Source organism: Chryseobacillus diguaensis (assembly GCF_049220665.1).
In the GTDB taxonomy this organism is placed as follows: domain Bacteria; phylum Bacillota; class Bacilli; order Bacillales; family Bacillaceae; genus Metabacillus_B.
In genome coordinates, this window is sequence record NZ_JBMKNV010000003.1 from 189,524 (window position 1) to 206,019 (window position 16,496).

At 41.5% G+C, this 16,496-nt stretch carries 14 protein-coding genes and 1 riboswitch; of the genes, 13 read left to right on the forward strand and 1 reads right to left on the reverse strand.

From position 1 onward, the window contains the following. Nucleotides 1-4: 4 nt before the first annotated feature. The 12 genes from ACOT8F_RS06005 (at nucleotide 5) to ACOT8F_RS06060 (ending at nucleotide 14,780) form a co-directional block, all read left to right on the forward strand. A complete protein-coding gene (locus ACOT8F_RS06005) occupies nucleotides 5-562 on the forward strand; it encodes a CvpA family protein (RefSeq protein WP_421650663.1) in 558 nt (185 codons plus the stop codon). 113 nt (nucleotides 563-675) lie between these two features. Next, on the forward strand, nucleotides 676-2,391 hold the full coding sequence (gene polX / locus ACOT8F_RS06010) for a DNA polymerase/3'-5' exonuclease PolX (RefSeq protein ID WP_421650918.1): 1,716 nt from the start codon (nucleotides 676-678) through the stop codon (nucleotides 2,389-2,391). Nucleotides 2,392-2,414: 23 nt separating this feature from the next. Further along, complete coding sequence (locus ACOT8F_RS06015; protein ID WP_421650664.1) at nucleotides 2,415-4,772, forward strand: endonuclease MutS2; 2,358 nt, start codon at nucleotides 2,415-2,417, stop codon at nucleotides 4,770-4,772. 18 nt (nucleotides 4,773-4,790) lie between these two features. Then, nucleotides 4,791-5,195, forward strand: a complete 405-nt coding sequence (locus tag ACOT8F_RS06020; protein WP_421650665.1) for a DUF350 domain-containing protein — start codon at nucleotides 4,791-4,793, stop codon at nucleotides 5,193-5,195. Between the two features lie 216 nt (nucleotides 5,196-5,411). Further along, a complete protein-coding gene (locus tag ACOT8F_RS06025; RefSeq protein WP_421650666.1) occupies nucleotides 5,412-7,100 on the forward strand; it encodes an AMP-binding protein in 1,689 nt (562 codons plus the stop codon). Nucleotides 7,101-7,223: 123 nt separating this feature from the next. Beyond that, entirely contained in the window at nucleotides 7,224-7,811 is a 588-nt protein-coding gene (gene fadR / locus ACOT8F_RS06030; protein ID WP_421650667.1) for a fatty acid metabolism transcriptional regulator FadR, read from the forward strand. Nucleotides 7,812-7,870: 59 nt separating this feature from the next. After that, entirely contained in the window at nucleotides 7,871-8,644 is a 774-nt protein-coding gene (locus ACOT8F_RS06035; RefSeq protein ID WP_421650668.1) for an enoyl-CoA hydratase, read from the forward strand. A gap of 202 nt (nucleotides 8,645-8,846) precedes the next feature. Next, entirely contained in the window at nucleotides 8,847-9,620 is a 774-nt protein-coding gene (locus tag ACOT8F_RS06040; protein ID WP_421650669.1) for an electron transfer flavoprotein subunit beta/FixA family protein, read from the forward strand. 41 nt (nucleotides 9,621-9,661) lie between these two features. After that, a complete protein-coding gene (locus ACOT8F_RS06045; RefSeq protein ID WP_421650670.1) occupies nucleotides 9,662-10,639 on the forward strand; it encodes an electron transfer flavoprotein subunit alpha/FixB family protein in 978 nt (325 codons plus the stop codon). Nucleotides 10,640-10,927: 288 nt separating this feature from the next. After that, the gene (trxA, locus tag ACOT8F_RS06050; protein WP_421650671.1) at nucleotides 10,928-11,242 is read left to right on the forward strand and encodes a thioredoxin; all 315 of its coding nucleotides are present in this window, start codon (nucleotides 10,928-10,930) and stop codon (nucleotides 11,240-11,242) included. A gap of 165 nt (nucleotides 11,243-11,407) precedes the next feature. Beyond that, nucleotides 11,408-13,177: an excinuclease ABC subunit UvrC gene (gene uvrC, locus ACOT8F_RS06055; RefSeq protein ID WP_421650672.1), complete on the forward strand. Its 1,770-nt coding sequence runs from the start codon at nucleotides 11,408-11,410 to the stop codon at nucleotides 13,175-13,177. A 70-nt stretch (nucleotides 13,178-13,247) separates the two neighbouring features. Further along, nucleotides 13,248-13,424, forward strand: a riboswitch (Lysine riboswitch). A 123-nt stretch (nucleotides 13,425-13,547) separates the two neighbouring features. Next, complete coding sequence (locus ACOT8F_RS06060; RefSeq protein ID WP_421650673.1) at nucleotides 13,548-14,780, forward strand: aspartate kinase; 1,233 nt, start codon at nucleotides 13,548-13,550, stop codon at nucleotides 14,778-14,780. A gap of 70 nt (nucleotides 14,781-14,850) precedes the next feature. On the opposite strand, the gene ACOT8F_RS06065 is transcribed toward ACOT8F_RS06060, so the two are convergent. Continuing rightward, nucleotides 14,851-15,312 (reverse strand): YslB family protein, encoded by a 462-nt coding sequence (locus ACOT8F_RS06065; RefSeq protein ID WP_421650674.1) that lies wholly within the window; start codon nucleotides 15,310-15,312, stop codon nucleotides 14,851-14,853. Between the two features lie 567 nt (nucleotides 15,313-15,879). Here ACOT8F_RS06065 and ACOT8F_RS06070 point away from each other — a divergent pair. Beyond that, entirely contained in the window at nucleotides 15,880-16,488 is a 609-nt protein-coding gene (locus ACOT8F_RS06070) for a succinate dehydrogenase cytochrome b558 subunit (RefSeq protein WP_421650675.1), read from the forward strand. Nucleotides 16,489-16,496: the final 8 nt, after the last annotated feature.

Here is a 16,496-nt window from a genome sequence, read left to right on the forward strand (position 1 = left end):
TAAAATGGTGGATCTTGTCTTAATTATTCTGCTTGTGCTTGGAGTGCTTGTCGGCCTGAGAAGAGGACTTATTCTCCAAGCCGTGCATTTAACAGGCTTTATCGTTGCATATATTGTAGCATATAACTTCTATGATGACCTTGCGCCTAAACTTAAGCTTTGGATTCCTTATCCGCAGATGGGTGACGGGCAGGGAGTCATTTCGTTCTTCAGCGGAAACAATCTGGAAGAAGCTTATTACAGGGCAATCGCTTTTATTATTCTCTTTTTCGGGACAAAAATCGTCATGCAGATTTTCGGTTCCATGCTCGATTTTGTAGCATCCATACCTGTCCTGAAACAGATTAACAGACTGGCAGGGGGCCTTTTTGGTTTCGTGGAAGTGTATTTGATCCTTTTTATCCTGCTGTTTGTAGGCGGATTGCTTCCAATGAGCAATGTGCAGGCTGCCTTAAATCATTCCATGCTGTCTAATTCCATTGTTCATCATACTCCGGTTCTTTCAGACAAGATAAAAGAACTGTGGCTGCAATATGGCGAGAAATCAACAACTTCTCTTTAACCGGGGAAGTTTTTTTCCTGTGCTGGGGCGCTTCCGCTTTTCATCACGTTAAAAAAAATGTATCATTTTGGATAGTAAATCGTATGGATTGACAGAGGTGAAGCTATTTGGACATTAATAAAAAGGATGTAATAAGGCTGCTGGAGACGATTTCCATATATATGGAGCTTAAAGGAGAAAACCCTTTTAAAATATCAGCTTTTCGAAAAGCGGCAAATGCCCTTGAACAGGATGACAGAAGCTTAACAGCAATAGATGATTTTACAAAGCTTGACGGCATTGGGAAGGGGACTTCTGCCGTTATTATAGAATATTTGGAATCAGGCGAGTCAAAAACACTGCTTGAGCTGCAAAAGGAGGTTCCGGAAGGCCTGATGCCTATGCTAAAGCTTCCTGGACTTGGCGGAAAGAAAATTTCAAAGCTGTATAAGGAGCTTGGCATTGACAGCATGGATGCGCTAAAGGAAGCATGCTTAGCCCACAAAGTACAAGGGCTTCCAGGCTTCGCAAAGAAGACGGAAGAAAAAATCTTAGAGGCTATTAATGAAGCAGGTACACGGCCTGAAAGGCTTCCAGTCGCATTCATGCTTCCGATTGCGGATGATATTGATGCTTATTTGGATGCTTGTACAGAGATAAAGCGTTTTTCAAGAGCCGGCAGTTTAAGAAGAATGAGAGAAACGATTAAAGATTTGGATTATATCATTTCCTGTGAAGAGCCTGAAAAGGTGAGAAAAGCCCTGTTAGCTATTCCTAAGCTTTCAGATGTTATAGCGAGCGGGGATACAAAGGTTTCTGTTCAGTTAAACTATGACGTAGAAGTTAATGTGGACTTTAGGCTTGTGAAGGAAGAAGAGTTTGCATCAACTCTTCATCATTTTACTGGTTCTAAAGCTCACAATGTCAAAATGCGACAGCTGGCAAAGGAACGCGGCGAAAAAATTAGTGAATATGGGATTGAAAATCTGGAAACAGGCGAGATAAAAACGGTAGATAATGAGCAGGAGTTTTTCGCTCATTTTGGTCTTCCTTTTATTCCTCCAGAACTTCGGGAGGATGGAACAGAAGTAGATAAAGCTGCTAAAGCAGAAGCCCTAATTAAAATAGAAGACATTAAAGGCGATCTGCACATGCACTCCACCTGGACAGATGGAGCCTATACGATCGAGGAAATGGCAGATGCCTGCAGAAAAAAAGGCTACAAATTTATCGCGATTACAGATCATTCTCAATACTTAAAGGTAGCAGGAGGACTCACCGCTGTAAGGCTGCGTGAACAGCGGAAGGAAATAGACCGCTTAAATGAAAAATATGACGATTTTACAATTTTAGCTGGAGTGGAAATGGATATCCTGCCGGATGGTTCACTCGATTATGACGATGAGCTCCTGGAGGAAATGGATTTTGTGATAGCTTCTATTCATTCCAGCTTTTCTCAAAGCAGAGAAGTGATTATGCAGAGGCTTAAAAAAGCGTTAGAAAGCCATCATGTCGATCTGATTGCCCATCCGACAGGACGCCTGATCGGGAAGAGAAAAGGTTATGATGTTAACATCGATTTATTGATCGAGCTCGCAAAAGAAACAGATACGGCTCTTGAGCTCAATGCCAATCCGAACAGGCTTGATTTAAGCTCAGAAAACATTAAAAAAGCCCAGGATGCAGGTGTAAAGCTTTCCATCAATACAGATGCACATAACATAGACATGCTGGAACATATGCCGATCGGTGTCGCAGCCGCAAAAAAAGGCTGGATCGAAAAGAAAAATGTGATAAATACATGGGAACTGGAAGAGTTAAAGCGATTCCTGAATCGCCATCATTCCTGACCTTTCTTTGGGAGGTACCAATTTTGCAGCAAAGAGTATTAAAAGTTCTGGAATTTGATAAAGTAAGAGACCAGCTGATGAAGCATGCAGCTTCATCACTTGGACGTGAAAAGGCAGCTGCTCTTGTCCCGACATCAACGCTTCAGGAAGCTGTCAGATGGCAGGAAGAAACGGATGAAGCAGCAAAAGTAATCCGGTTAAGGGGCAATGCCCCGTTCGGAGGCTTAACTGATGCAAGAGCAAGCCTGAAGCGGTCCATAATCGGGGGCATGCTGAGTTCCCAGGAGCTCATTGAGATTGCCGGCACGATTTACGCTGCAAGGCAAATAAAGCATTTTATTGAGGATATGGTTGAAAGTGACATTGAACTTCCTCTACTTGACGAGCGCGCTAAAATGTTAATTCCTTTAACCGATCTGGAAAAGAGGATCAAGCAGTGCATCGATGATAATGGGGAAATTCTTGATCATGCGAGCGATACACTGAGAAATCTCAGACAGCAAAAGAGAACGATTGAAGGCAGGGTTCGGGATAAGCTTGAGTCCATGATCCGCGGCTCTTCCGCTCAAACGATGCTTTCAGATGCCATTATTACGATCAGAAACGACCGTTTTGTTTTACCTGTAAAACAGGAGTACCGATCCACTTACGGAGGAATTGTTCATGATCAGTCTTCTTCAGGAGCCACTCTTTTCATTGAGCCGCAGGCAGTTGTTGAATTGAACAATGCCGTTCAGCAGGCGAGGGTTAGAGAAAAGATGGAAATTGAAAAAATCCTCAGAGAATTATCGGAATGGACTGCTCAAGATGCAGATGCCATTTTAAGAAATATCGAAATGCTTGCAGAAATGGATTTTATTTTTATGAAAGCCCGTTATGCAAAAGAAATAAAAGCAAGTAAGCCTGAACTAAATGATTCCGGGATAATCAAGCTGTTTAAGGCGCGTCACCCGCTGCTTCCCGGAGACAATGTTGTATCGAATGATATTGCCCTTGGGGATGAGTATTCAACGATTGTTATAACAGGACCGAATACAGGAGGAAAAACGGTAACGCTGAAAACCGTTGGGATCTTTACCCTGATGGCGCAGGCGGGACTGCAGGTGCCTGCACTTGATGGTTCAGAACTAGCTGTTTTTCAATCTGTTTATGCTGATATTGGAGACGAACAGTCCATTGAACAGAGCTTAAGTACGTTTTCTTCCCACATGGTAAATATTGTGGATATTTTAAGAAAAGCAGATGAAAACAGTCTCGTTTTGTTTGATGAACTTGGAGCAGGAACGGATCCTCAGGAGGGTGCGGCTCTTGCCATCTCCATTTTAGATGAGGTGTATGGACGGGGAGCAAGAGTCATTGCAACGACTCATTATCCTGAATTAAAAGCTTATGGCTATAACAGGGATGGTGTAATAAATGCCAGTGTCGAGTTTGATATCGAAACATTGAGCCCGACTTACCGGCTATTGATCGGTGTTCCTGGTCGAAGCAACGCTTTTGAAATTTCTAAAAGGCTTGGTCTTGATGATTACGTCATCTCTTCAGCAAAAGGCCATATGACAGCGGAAAGCAATGAAGTGGACAAGATGATTTCCGCTCTGGAAGACTCAAGAAAACAGGCAGAGGCTGAAATGGCAGATGCTGAAAAAATCCGAAAGGAAGCTGAACAGCTTCATAATGAATTGCAGCAGCAGATTTTAGAATTTAATGAACAGCGGGACAGGCTGTTTGAAAAAGCGGAAAAAGAAGCTGTTGAGAGACTGGCAGAAGCTCAAACAGAAGCAGAAAATGTCATCCGCCACCTTAGAAAAATGAGCAAAGAACAGTATGGACAAATAAAAGAGCATGAACTGATTAATGCCAGAAAAAGATTGGAAGAAGCACAGCCTGTATTTCAAAAATCGAAAAAAGCACCTGCCAAGAAAAAAACAGAGCATAGCCTGAAAGCCGGGGATGAGGTAAAAGTATCGAGCTTTAACCAGAAAGGGCATCTCGTAGAAAAAACGGGAGACAAAGAATGGCAGGTTCAGATCGGAATCATGAAAATGAAAGTAAAGGAAAGCGATCTTCAGTATCTCGGAACACCGAAAGAGATTGAGAATAAACCGCTTGCGACTGTTAAAGGCAGAGACTATCATGTCTCTCTTGAACTTGATCTCAGAGGAGAACGGTATGAAAATGCTTTGATGAAGGTTGAGAAGTACCTGGATGACGCTGTTCTTGCCGGCTATCCGAGAGTTTCGATCATCCACGGGAAAGGAACAGGCGCCCTTCGAAAAGGTGTGCAGGAATTTCTCAAGAACCATCGAAGTGTTAAAAATGCCAGATTTGGAGAAGCGGGAGAAGGCGGTTCCGGAATTACAGTTGTGGAATTAAAGTAGCAAAAAAGGGAGAAACCTATGAATCCTTTCTGGGAAAACGATTTGGTTAAAACAGCTGCTTACTACAGTGTTGTCATTCTTTGCATCATAATTTTTCTTTGTATTTTCGAACTCGTAACCAGGTATAGAAACTGGGAGGAAATCAAAAATGGGAATATGGCTGTCGCCATGACAACAGGAGGCAAAATTTTTGGCATTTCCAATATTTTTCGTTTTTCTATTGAACAGCACAACTCCCTTTTTGAAATGATTGGCTGGGGTCTTTTCGGATTTTTTCTTCTTCTCCTTGGTTATTTTATTTATGAATTTCTGACGCCTTCTTTTAAAATCGATGAGGAAATCGAAAAAGGCAACAAGGCAGTCGGCTTTATTTCCATGATGATTTCAGTCGGCCTGTCTTATGTCATCGGGGCGGGAATTTAAGGGAGCAAAGGGATGGAAACGTTAGCGAAAGTATTACTTATTGTTTGCGGAGCGTTTATTGTGATTGGAATCATTTATTTGTTCATTACCTGACCTCAGGAGCACTAGCTCCAGAGGTTTTTTAACAGGAAAATAATTCTAAATATAGTTAAAGTTCAGAATTTACTGTTATAATGAAAGGTGATAAAAGTCATGAAGGCAACAAGGGGGGATTCTATGGCTTTAAAGAGACCGTGGCTCAACCAGTATCCAGAAGAGCTGCCAAAAGATGTATCGATCGAAAAGAAGGCACTGCAGGATTATTTGGAAAGTTCTGCTGAGGAGTTTCCGAATAAAACAGCCATTCACTTTTTAGGGAAAAAACTTACTTTTAAAGAGATTTATCAGCAGTCTTTAAAGCTTGCAAGCTACCTTCAGGGACTCGGGCTTAAAAAAGGCGACAGAGCTTCCATTATGCTGCCGAATTGCCCTCAGGCAGTTATTGCGTATTATGCTGTTCTTTTTTCCGGAGGCATTGTGGTTCAGACGAATCCTTTATATACGGAAAGAGAATTGGAATATCAGCTGAAAGACAGCGGTTCAACCTTTATCATCACACTTGATTTGCTTTATCCGAGAGTGACAAAAATGAAAGCGGTAACAAGTTTGAAGCACATTATTGTAACCGGAATAAAAGAGTATTTGCCTTTTCCGAAAAACCTTCTTTATCCTTTCGTTCAAAAAAGGGAAAACAAGGTGCTCTTGAAACTTGAACACGGAGGCAATACTCACTTGCTTAAAAAAATATTGAGGATCTATTCTCCTGATGTAAAAAAAGCTGCAATCGATCCATCTGAGGATATTGCTCTTTTACAATATACTGGCGGAACGACCGGTTTTCCAAAAGGAGTAATGCTGACCCATGAGAATTTGGTTTCGAATACGCTAATGTGCACTGCGTGGATGTACCGCTGCAAAAAAGGGGAAGAAACAGTTCTGGGGGTATTGCCGTTTTTTCACGTTTACGGTATGACGACTGTTATGAACCTTTCGATTATGCAGGGTTTTAAAATGGTGCTGCTTCCTAAATTTAACGCACTGGAAGCCCTCAAAACGATAGACAGGGAAAAACCGACATTGTTTCCTGGTGCGCCAACGATTTATATCGCTCTTTTGAATCATCCTGATTTGTCCAAATATGATTTATCCTCCATTAAATCCTGCATTAGCGGTTCGGCACCTCTTCCCGCTGAAGTTCAGGAACAATTTGAGAAGACGACCGGAGGAAAGCTTGTGGAAGGGTATGGATTATCTGAGGCATCTCCTGTTACGCATTCCAATTTTCTTTGGGATAAAAGAAAAAAAGGGAGCATAGGGGTTCCTTGGCCGAATACAGACGCTGCCATCATCTCGTTGGAAACAGGCAGGGAGGCAGAACCAAATGAGCTTGGAGAACTTGCTGTGAGAGGCCCTCAGGTGATGAAAGGCTATTGGAATATGCCGGAGGAGACTGCAGCCGTATTGAAAGATGAATGGCTTTATACAGGCGATATCGGGTATATGGACGAAGAAGGATATTTTTATATTGCAGACCGCAAGAAAGATATGATTATTGCAGGAGGATTTAATATTTATCCGCGAGAAGTAGAAGAAATTCTGTATGAAAATGATAAAATAAAAGAAGTGGTTGTTGCAGGGGTCCCGGATCCGTACAGAGGGGAAACGGTTAAAGCCTATGTTGTATTAAAAGATGGCGTTTCTGCTACCGAAGAAGAGCTGGATGATTTTTCCAGAAAACATCTGGCAGCCTATAAGGTACCGAGAATATATGAATTTCGGAATGAGCTTCCTAAAACGGCCGTAGGCAAAATTCTGAGAAGAGTGCTAGTAGAGGAAGAAAAGGAAAAGCTGAAAAGTGCAAACTAAAAATAGCGCCGCATTCAGACGGCGCTGTTTCTTCACATTTTGCTTGACAGAAAAAAGAGAAAATTTTATCATTGTTTTATGAATGATGGTTCATTCATTTTTTTCTAAGGAGAAGATTGTCCATTGAAACAAAACAAACCAAAATACAAACAAATTATTGACGCAGCAGTGATTGTAATTGCAGAAAACGGCTACCACCAAGCTCAGGTATCCAAAATTGCTAAGCAAGCTGGTGTAGCTGACGGCACGATTTATCTTTATTTTAAAAACAAAGAAGACATTCTCATTTCTTTATTTCAAGAAAAGATGGGAATGTTTATTGAAAAAATCGAGGCTGAAACAGCAGGAAAGAACACTGCGGCAGAGAAATTATATGTGTTAATTGAAAAACATTTTTCTCTTCTGTCGGAAGATCATCACCTTGCAATCGTCACTCAGCTGGAGCTGCGGCAATCCAACTATGAGCTGCGGCAGAGGATCAATGACGTTTTAAAAGGCTATCTGAATGCTCTGGATGAAATTATCCGGATGGGCAGAGAAACAGGGGAGTTCAGAGCAGACCTTGATTTAAGGCTTGCCAGACAGATGATTTTTGGAACAATTGATGAAACTGTCACCTCCTGGGTAATGAATGACCAGAAGTATGATTTGATTTCTTTGGCGGGAAAGGTGCACGAATTAATTGTGTACGGATGCGGAAAGGCAAGTTAAGCCTCCGCGTCCCCGCTTTGGATTATAGAGAAAACACCTATAGTAAGGGAGAGTTACCAATGAGTGTTCTTAATGTAAAAAAAGAAGATTTTGTCGCTTTTGTCAAACTGGAAAACCCTCCTGCAAATGCCTTAGGAAATAAAGTTTTGAAAGAGCTTTCACAGCTTCTTGATGAACTTCAGCAGGACAAAGAGGTCCGTGTCATTCTTATTCGAGGTGAGGGCAGGTTCTTTTCAGCGGGGGCAGATATTAAGGAATTTACTCAGATGCCTGACTCAAGCGGCTTTTCAGAATTGGCCAAACTCGGGCAGCGCCTGTTTGAAAGAATTGAGACGTTCGAAAAGCCGGTAATTGCAGCTATTCATGGTGCAGCACTCGGTGGCGGACTTGAACTTGCGATGAGCTGCCATATGAGACTGGTTGCCGAAAATGCAAAGCTTGGGCTTCCTGAGCTGCAGCTTGGCATAATTCCTGGCTTCGGAGGAACACAAAGGCTGCCTGATTATGTTGGCAAAGCAAAAGCGTTTGAAATGATTACATCAAGCGAACCGATTACAGGAAAACAAGCAGAAGCCTATGGTCTTGCAAACCATGCTTATCCTGAAGAGGAGCTAATGAGCAAAGCGGAAGAAATAGCAAAGAAAATGGCAAAGAAAAGTCCTGTTACGGTAAAGGCTGTCATTGAATTGCTGCAGCTTCGCCGGAACGAACCTTTTCAATCAGGTATTGACAGGGAAGCTGATTGGTTTGGACAGGTATTTGGAACAGCAGATGCCAAAGAAGGCATCCAGGCTTTTATCGAAAAGCGCCAGCCGCAATTTAAGGGAGAGTAACCATTTCGAAAAGCTACTTAAAACGATAAGAAGGTATAAGTTTCTGCTGAATGATCCAGCTGCAGCGCCTAGCCCGATCTGAGGTCATAAGCACCCAAAGAAAGGAAGGCCGCCTTACTCCGGCTGACCGTCTTATGCTTGGCGGGCTGTTCAAGGCACTTCCGCTTTTCTAATTATGTCTTAATACTACTGGGGGATGAAAATGAATATCTATGTCATGATGAAAAGAACCTTCGATACAGAGGAAAAAATCTCTGTGCAAAACGGTGCAATCCAAGAAGATGGAGCCGAATTTATTATCAATCCTTATGACGAATACGCTATCGAAGAAGCCATCCAAATCAAGGATAAAGAAGGCGGCGAAGTAACAGTTGTTACAATCGGGGGCGAAGAAGCTGAGAAGGAATTAAGAACGGCTTTAGCGATGGGATGCGACAAAGCGGTTTTAATCAATACAGAAGACGATCTCGAGGACGGGGATCAATTTACTTCCTCCAAAATTCTGTATGAATTTTTCAAAGACAAAGAAGCTGATTTGATACTTGGCGGAAACGTTGCTATTGATGGCGGCTCAGGCCAGGTAGGGCCGCGACTTGCAGAGCTTCTTGATATTTCTTACGTGACAACGATCACAAAGCTTGAAATCAGCGGGGATACAGCTACAGTGACAAGGGATGTTGAAGGAGATTCTGAAGTGATTGAAACAAAGCTTCCGCTTCTTATCACTGCACAGCAGGGGCTGAACGAGCCGAGATACCCTTCTTTGCCTGGAATTATGAAAGCAAAGAAAAAACCGCTTGAAGAACTTGAGCTGGACGATCTGGATCTTGAGGAAGACGATGTAGAAGCCAAAACAAAAACAATTGAAATTTATATGCCTCCGAAAAAGGAAGCAGGCAAAGTTCTGCAGGGAGAGCTTCCTGATCAAGTTAAAGAGCTTGCATCACTTCTTAGAAAAGAAGCAAAAGTCATCTAATTCAAGTTACCTTTCAATTTGAAAAACAGGGGGAAATGAACATGTCAAAAAAAGTTCTTGTACTGGGAGAAGTACGTGATCATACATTAAGAAATGTTTCATTTGAAACAATTGCAGCTGGGAAAATTGCAGCTGAAGGCGGGGAAATTGTCGCTGTTCTTGTTGGCGATTCGGTAAAAGATTCGGCAGAAGCCATGATACATTATGGTGCTGACAGAGTGATCACTGTTGAAAATGAAAAGCTGAAGGATTACACACCTGATGGCTATTCGCAGGCCCTGCTTGCCGTTATTGATCAGGAAAAACCGGAAGGGATTATTTTTGGCCACACAGCACTTGGGAAAGACCTTTCGCCAAAGCTCGCGGCTAAATTAAATACAGGGCTGATTTCAGATGCAACTTATGTGGAAGAAGCAGGAGGCAATATCGTTTTCACACGCCCGATTTATTCAGGTAAGGCGTTTGAAAAGAAAATTATTACAGACGGCATCCTGTTTGCAACGATTCGCCCGAACAACATCCCACCTCTTGAAAAGGATGAATCTAGAACTGGCGATGTTACTTCCCTGGATGTTGACGTCAAAGATTTGCGTACCATTGTGAAGGAAGTCATCCGAAAAGCAACAGAAGGAGTCGACCTGGCGGAGGCAAAAATCATTGTGGCCGGCGGACGCGGAGTGAAGAGCTCTGAAGGCTTTGAGCCTTTGAAGCAGCTTGCAGATGTCCTAGGTGCAGCTGTAGGAGCTTCACGCGGAGCTTGTGATGCGGATTATTGCGATTACTCCTTGCAGATTGGACAGACGGGAAAAGTTGTAACTCCAGATCTTTATATTGCATGCGGTATTTCAGGAGCGATCCAGCATCTTGCCGGTATGTCCAACAGTAAAGTAATTGTTGCGATTAATAAAGACCCTGAAGCAAACATCTTTAAAGTAGCCGATTATGGAATTGTCGGGGATCTGTTTGCTGTCGTGCCGCTTCTTGCTGAAGAGTTTAAAAAGATGCAGGTTCATTCGTAATGGCTGTTTTCGCGTAGATTGTGATTATTCGTATGATCTTAGAACACGCATAATGCATAACTTCGCGGCATCTTTTCTTAAAATTCACAGTTGTATTTTAGCTTGAGGTTCATACAACAAATTTTAAGAAAAGGGCCTTCGTAATAAACAGAAAACGTGCTTGAAAACAGCACGTTTTTTTCATGAATAATAGGGGAAATATAACGTTGAAGCAAAACGTTAGCATGCTTGAGTTGATGGTGCTATACTAAGTTCATGATTTGATCTATTTTTAGGAGGTAACAAAAAATGGCTATTACACACGTAACTGACCAAAACTTTGCCGCTGAAACAAGTGACGGCGTTGTTCTTGTAGATTTCTGGGCTCCATGGTGCGGCCCTTGTAAAATGATTGCTCCAGTTCTTGAAGAGCTTGATCAGGAAATCGGCGATAAAGTTAAAATTGTTAAATTAGATGTTGATGAAAACCAGGAAACAGCAGGTAAATTCGGAGTTATGAGTATTCCGACATTGCTTGTATTCAAAAATGGTGAAGCAGTTGACAAGACTGTTGGATTCCAGCCGAAAGAAGCATTGGCTGAACTTGTTTCTAAACACGCTTAATTTTCCTGAGCCAGCCTTTTCACAGGCTGGTTTTTTATATGCCTTTTATTCATCCTTTTTCTTCAAATTCAGCTTTGCAGCCCCCAAAAGAATACAATTCTTAGATATTCTCCCTGAAATATCGTAAAATAGAAGGTAAATCGTTATACATCGGAGTGGTTGCTTATGTTAGATAATATTAAAGAAAAGCTTGCCCTCCTTCCGGATCAGCCCGGCTGCTATCTTATGAAAGACAGACACGGAACGATTATTTATGTAGGGAAGGCTAAAGTGCTTAAAAATCGGGTCCGATCTTATTTTACTGGTTCACATGATGGTAAAACGCTCAGGCTTGTGAATGAAATTGCGGACTTTGAATACATTGTTACATCTTCCAATATCGAAGCCTTAATATTGGAATTGAATCTTATAAAGAAACACGATCCAAAATACAATGTCATGCTGAAGGATGACAAAACGTACCCCTTCATTAAAATTACTGGGGAACGTCATCCCCGCCTGATTGTTACCCGGAATGTAAAAAAGGATAAGGGAAAATATTTCGGCCCTTATCCAAATGTCCAGGCTGCAAGGGAAACAAAGAAGCTGCTTGACAGGCTGTATCCGCTTAGAAAATGCTCCAATCTGCCTGACAGAGTTTGCCTATACTACCACATGGGCCAGTGTTTGGCACCATGCGTTTTTGATGTTTCGAAGGAAACAAATAAAAAGATGGTAGATGAAATGACCCGTTTTCTAAATGGCGGTTTTGCGAAGATCAAAGAAGAACTTTCTGAAAAAATGTACAAAGCATCTGAAGTAATGGATTTTGAGCGTGCAAAGGAATTCAGGGATCAGATTGCTCATATTGAAGCAACGATGGAAAAGCAAAAGATGTCGATGTCCGATCTCCTGGATCGGGATGTTTTTGCTTACGCCTACGATAAAGGCTGGATGTGTGTGCAAGTATTTTTCATAAGGCAAGGGAAACTAATCGAAAGAGATGTTTCCCACTTTCCGATCTACAATGAAGCTGAAGAAGAATTCTTAACGTACCTTGGACAATTTTATCAGCAGTCAAATCATTTTTTGCCAAAGGAAATACTGCTTCCTGACAGTATCGATAAAGAAATGGCAGAGCAGCTGCTGAATGTTTCTTGTATTCAGCCAAAGCGCGGACCTAAAAAGGACCTGCTTCTTCTTGCTTATGAAAATGCTAAAATTGCACTCAAAGAAAAATTCTCTCTTATTGAGAGAGACGAAGCCAGAACAATCAAGGCGATTGAAAATCTTGGAGAAAGTATAGGAATCGCAGTTCCTGTAAGAATTGAGGCGTTTGATAACTCAAATATTCAGGGGGCCAGTCCTGTTTCAGCAATGGTTGTTTTCGTTGATGGTAAACCTTATAAAAAAGAATATCGAAAATACAAGATCAAAACCGTTGAGGGACCCAATGATTATGATTCAATGAGGGAGGTTGTCAGACGGAGATATACTCGCGTTTTGAAGGAAGGTTTGCCGCTTCCTGATTTAATATTAATTGATGGGGGCAAAGGGCAAATCGGAGCTGCAAGAGATGTTTTAGAAAATGAATTAGGACTTGATATTCCAATAGCAGGTCTTGTAAAAGATGAAAAACATAGAACATCCAATTTAATGATGGGCGACGATTTTGAGCTGATCGAGCTTGAGCGTAACAGCCAGGAATTTTATTTGCTGCAGCGAATCCAGGATGAGGTCCATAGGTTTGCAATTACTTTTCATCGTCAAATTCGCGGCAAATCAGTATTCCAGTCTGTATTAGATGACATTCCAGGGCTTGGTGAAAAACGGAAAAAAGCTCTTCTCAAGCATTTTGGCTCCATTAAAAAAATGAAGGAATCCACGATCGAAGAGCTGAAAACGGTTATTCCTTCCGCAACTGCTGAGCTTCTTCACAGAAAATTGCAAGAATAGCTGTTGTGTTTTTCTGTCAGGTTTGCTACAATACAAACTAATTTAATCAATATGATCGTTTAGTTCCTTAAATGATGATAGAGGTGCGAACTTCAAGAGTAATCTATGTGAGGCATTTGGCTGCCGTTGAACATGGATGAAAGGGGAGGATCGCCGAAGCGGAGAAAAGGCCATTCTTTTCTCTGCTGGTTTTGTGCCTAACAGGTGCAGGATTGTCAGGAAGTATTCCTGGAGGGCTATCTCATTGTATGGACGAAGATTTCTTTCGTTTATGCAAGCAATGAGACAGCTGTCTCATTGCTTTTTTTGATTTTCAGCTCTTATCAGCGGACTAAGCATCAAATTCAAAAACAGGGAGAGAATGCAGCACATGGGCCTGATTGTACAGAAATTTGGCGGAACATCAGTTGGTTCTGCAGAACGCATTGTAAATGCAGCGAAAAGAGTTGAAGAAGAAAAACAAAAAGGCAACCAGGTTGTGGTCGTTGTATCTGCAATGGGGAAAACAACGGATCAGCTTGTCTCCCTGGCATCAGAAATAACGAGCCGTCCAAGCAAAAGAGAGATGGATATGCTTCTTGCAACAGGCGAACAGATTACGATCTCATTGCTTGCTATGGCACTTCAGGAAAAAGGGTATGATGCTGTTTCCTATACCGGATGGCAGGCAGGAATTCAAACTGAAGCTGTCCATGGGAATGCCAGGATTAAAAATATTGATACGGAAAAAATAAAAAGTGATCTGGAAGAAGACAAGATCGTTGTTGTGGCAGGATTCCAGGGGAGCGACAGCGGCAATGAAATCACCACTCTTGGCAGGGGCGGTTCTGATACAACAGCAGTAGCTCTTGCAGCAGCCCTGAAAGCTGACAAATGTGATATTTATACAGATGTAACAGGTGTTTTTACAACAGATCCAAGGTACATCAAAGGAGCAAGAAAGCTTGCAGGAATTTCATATGACGAAATGCTGGAGCTTGCTAATCTTGGTGCAGGTGTACTTCATCCGAGAGCTGTGGAATTTGCCAAAAACTATCAGGTTCCGCTCGAAGTAAGATCAAGCATGGATAAAGAAAATGGAACAGTGATAGAGGAGGAACCAAAAATGGAAGAAAATCTGATTGTTAGAGGAATTGCTTTTGAAGATCAAGTAACAAGAGTTACCGTGACAGGCATGCCAAACGGTATGACATCCCTTTCCACAATCTTCACTACTCTTGCTAAAAATGAACTAAACGTGGATATTATCATACAAAGTCTAACAGACGAGGAAACGTCATCTCTTTCCTTTACTGTAAAAACGCATGATCTTGAAGATACGCTGAATGTGCTGAAAAAGCATAAGGACGAGCTTCGTTATGGATCACTGGAATCGGAAAATGGTCTTTCAAAAGTCTCCATTGTCGGTTCGGGCATGGTATCCAATCCTGGAGTGGCAGCAGACATGTTTGAAGTCATGGCATCTGAAGGGATACAGGTGAAGATGGTCAGCACATCAGAAATTAAGGTATCGACTGTGATTTCTCAGAAACATATGGTGAGAGCAGTAGAAGCCCTTCATGAAGCATTTGAACTTTCAAAAGAACGTGCTGCAATCTCATAAAAAAAGGAAAAGGCGGACTTCATGTCCGCCTTTTTAGCTGTGAACTCTCTTATTTACCTTTAGAAAGTGATTATCTGTTTGAGAGAACAATATCTTTATGATCCCATTTAACCGTAAAGACAATCTTGTTCCCTCTCTTTTTCACCTGTTCATACGATTCTGTCACTTGTTCATTCATTTGTTCAAGCTGCTGTGCAATAAATCCGGCTTCCAGCTGGAAACAGGGCTCCTTCATTTCCTGCAGCCGCAAAGCGATCAGTTCGCCTTCAAGCTCAAATTCCATTTCATTTCTGTTTTTATGTATCAAGGTTAGTGTGCCAAAGCCTGCAGAAAGGAAAAAGTCACTTATACCTTCAACCGTTTCAATAGGGAATTTTCGCGCAAGCTTCTTTCCAGCCCAGTAAAGCATTGACTGATATTCATGGCCAAGAATTTCTGGCACCAGGACTTCTCGGAACATCTCATATCCGAAAGCAGGGACACTATACTCCTTAAATGCTTCCAAATGGGTATCTTTTGAATTTTTCTTCACTGAACTTCCCCTCTTTCTATGTTCAATATTATATCAGGGTTGAGGAAGTTTAACATGGTTAATACGTAATTTTATTCCCTGCTTTTTTAAAAAGGTTTTTATCTTAACGTCGTCGCTTTTTCATCCGTATGAATGATTTCAGATATCACAAACCTAGGAGGAAAGACCTATTTCGGAGTAAAAAGTCCCTCCTATTAAATTTTTTTGATAAAATAAATTTGTGGTTAATTAAGATTTTTCTAAATTTTATTAAATATGTACGCGTTTTCTTGACGCTCTTTCGCAAGGGGAGTAAAATAAATTTGTCACATTTTATCAGTTAAAGGTTTTCACAGGAAGATCATAGCGCATTGTTCTGCCCAGCTTGCATGCCTCCGAAATATCGCGGAATCTTTTTTGGTGTGTCATCCTTATCATTCAAATTAGCAGACATTAGTTTGCTATATTAATAGGAGTAAGCAGCTTTGAACTTGCATGAGTGGATCAACTGACTAAGCCAGAGCTGAAAAAAAGTTAAGAAAGAAAACGAATGAAACATGTATTATTTTATCTAGGGGGTAGTAAACCATGGCTGGAGAAAGAGAGTTTGCTTACCGGAGGCTGCATTCATTGCTCGGAGTGCTTCCGTTAGGACTATTCTTACTCGAACATCTAATTGTTAACCATTTTGCAACAGGCGGAGCAGAGTCATTTAATAAAGCGGCTGGATTTATGGAAAGCTTGCCGTTCGTATATGTGCTCGAAATTTTGATCATCTTCTTGCCGCTTTTGTATCATTCTATTTTGGGCATTTATATTGCTTTTACAGCTAGCAGCAATTTAACCCGTTATGGCTATTTCAGAAACTGGATGTTTATGCTTCAAAGGTTTACGGGAGTATTAACTTTTATCTATATCGTGTGGCATATCTATCAAACTAGATTCCAGGCAGCAATGGGTGCTGAAGTCAATTATGATATGATGGCCAATATTTTTCATAATCCTTTCATGGTGGCCTTTTATGTTGTAGGTCTAGTCTCTACCGTTTTCCACTTTTCAAATGGATTATGGTCGTTTCTAGTGACATGGGGTATTACAGTTTCCCCGCGCTCACAGGCTATTTCCACTTATGTAACAGGCATTGTCTTCGTAGTTCTTTCTTATATCGGTATCAGTGCAATTGTAGCGTTTGTTTAATCCGTATT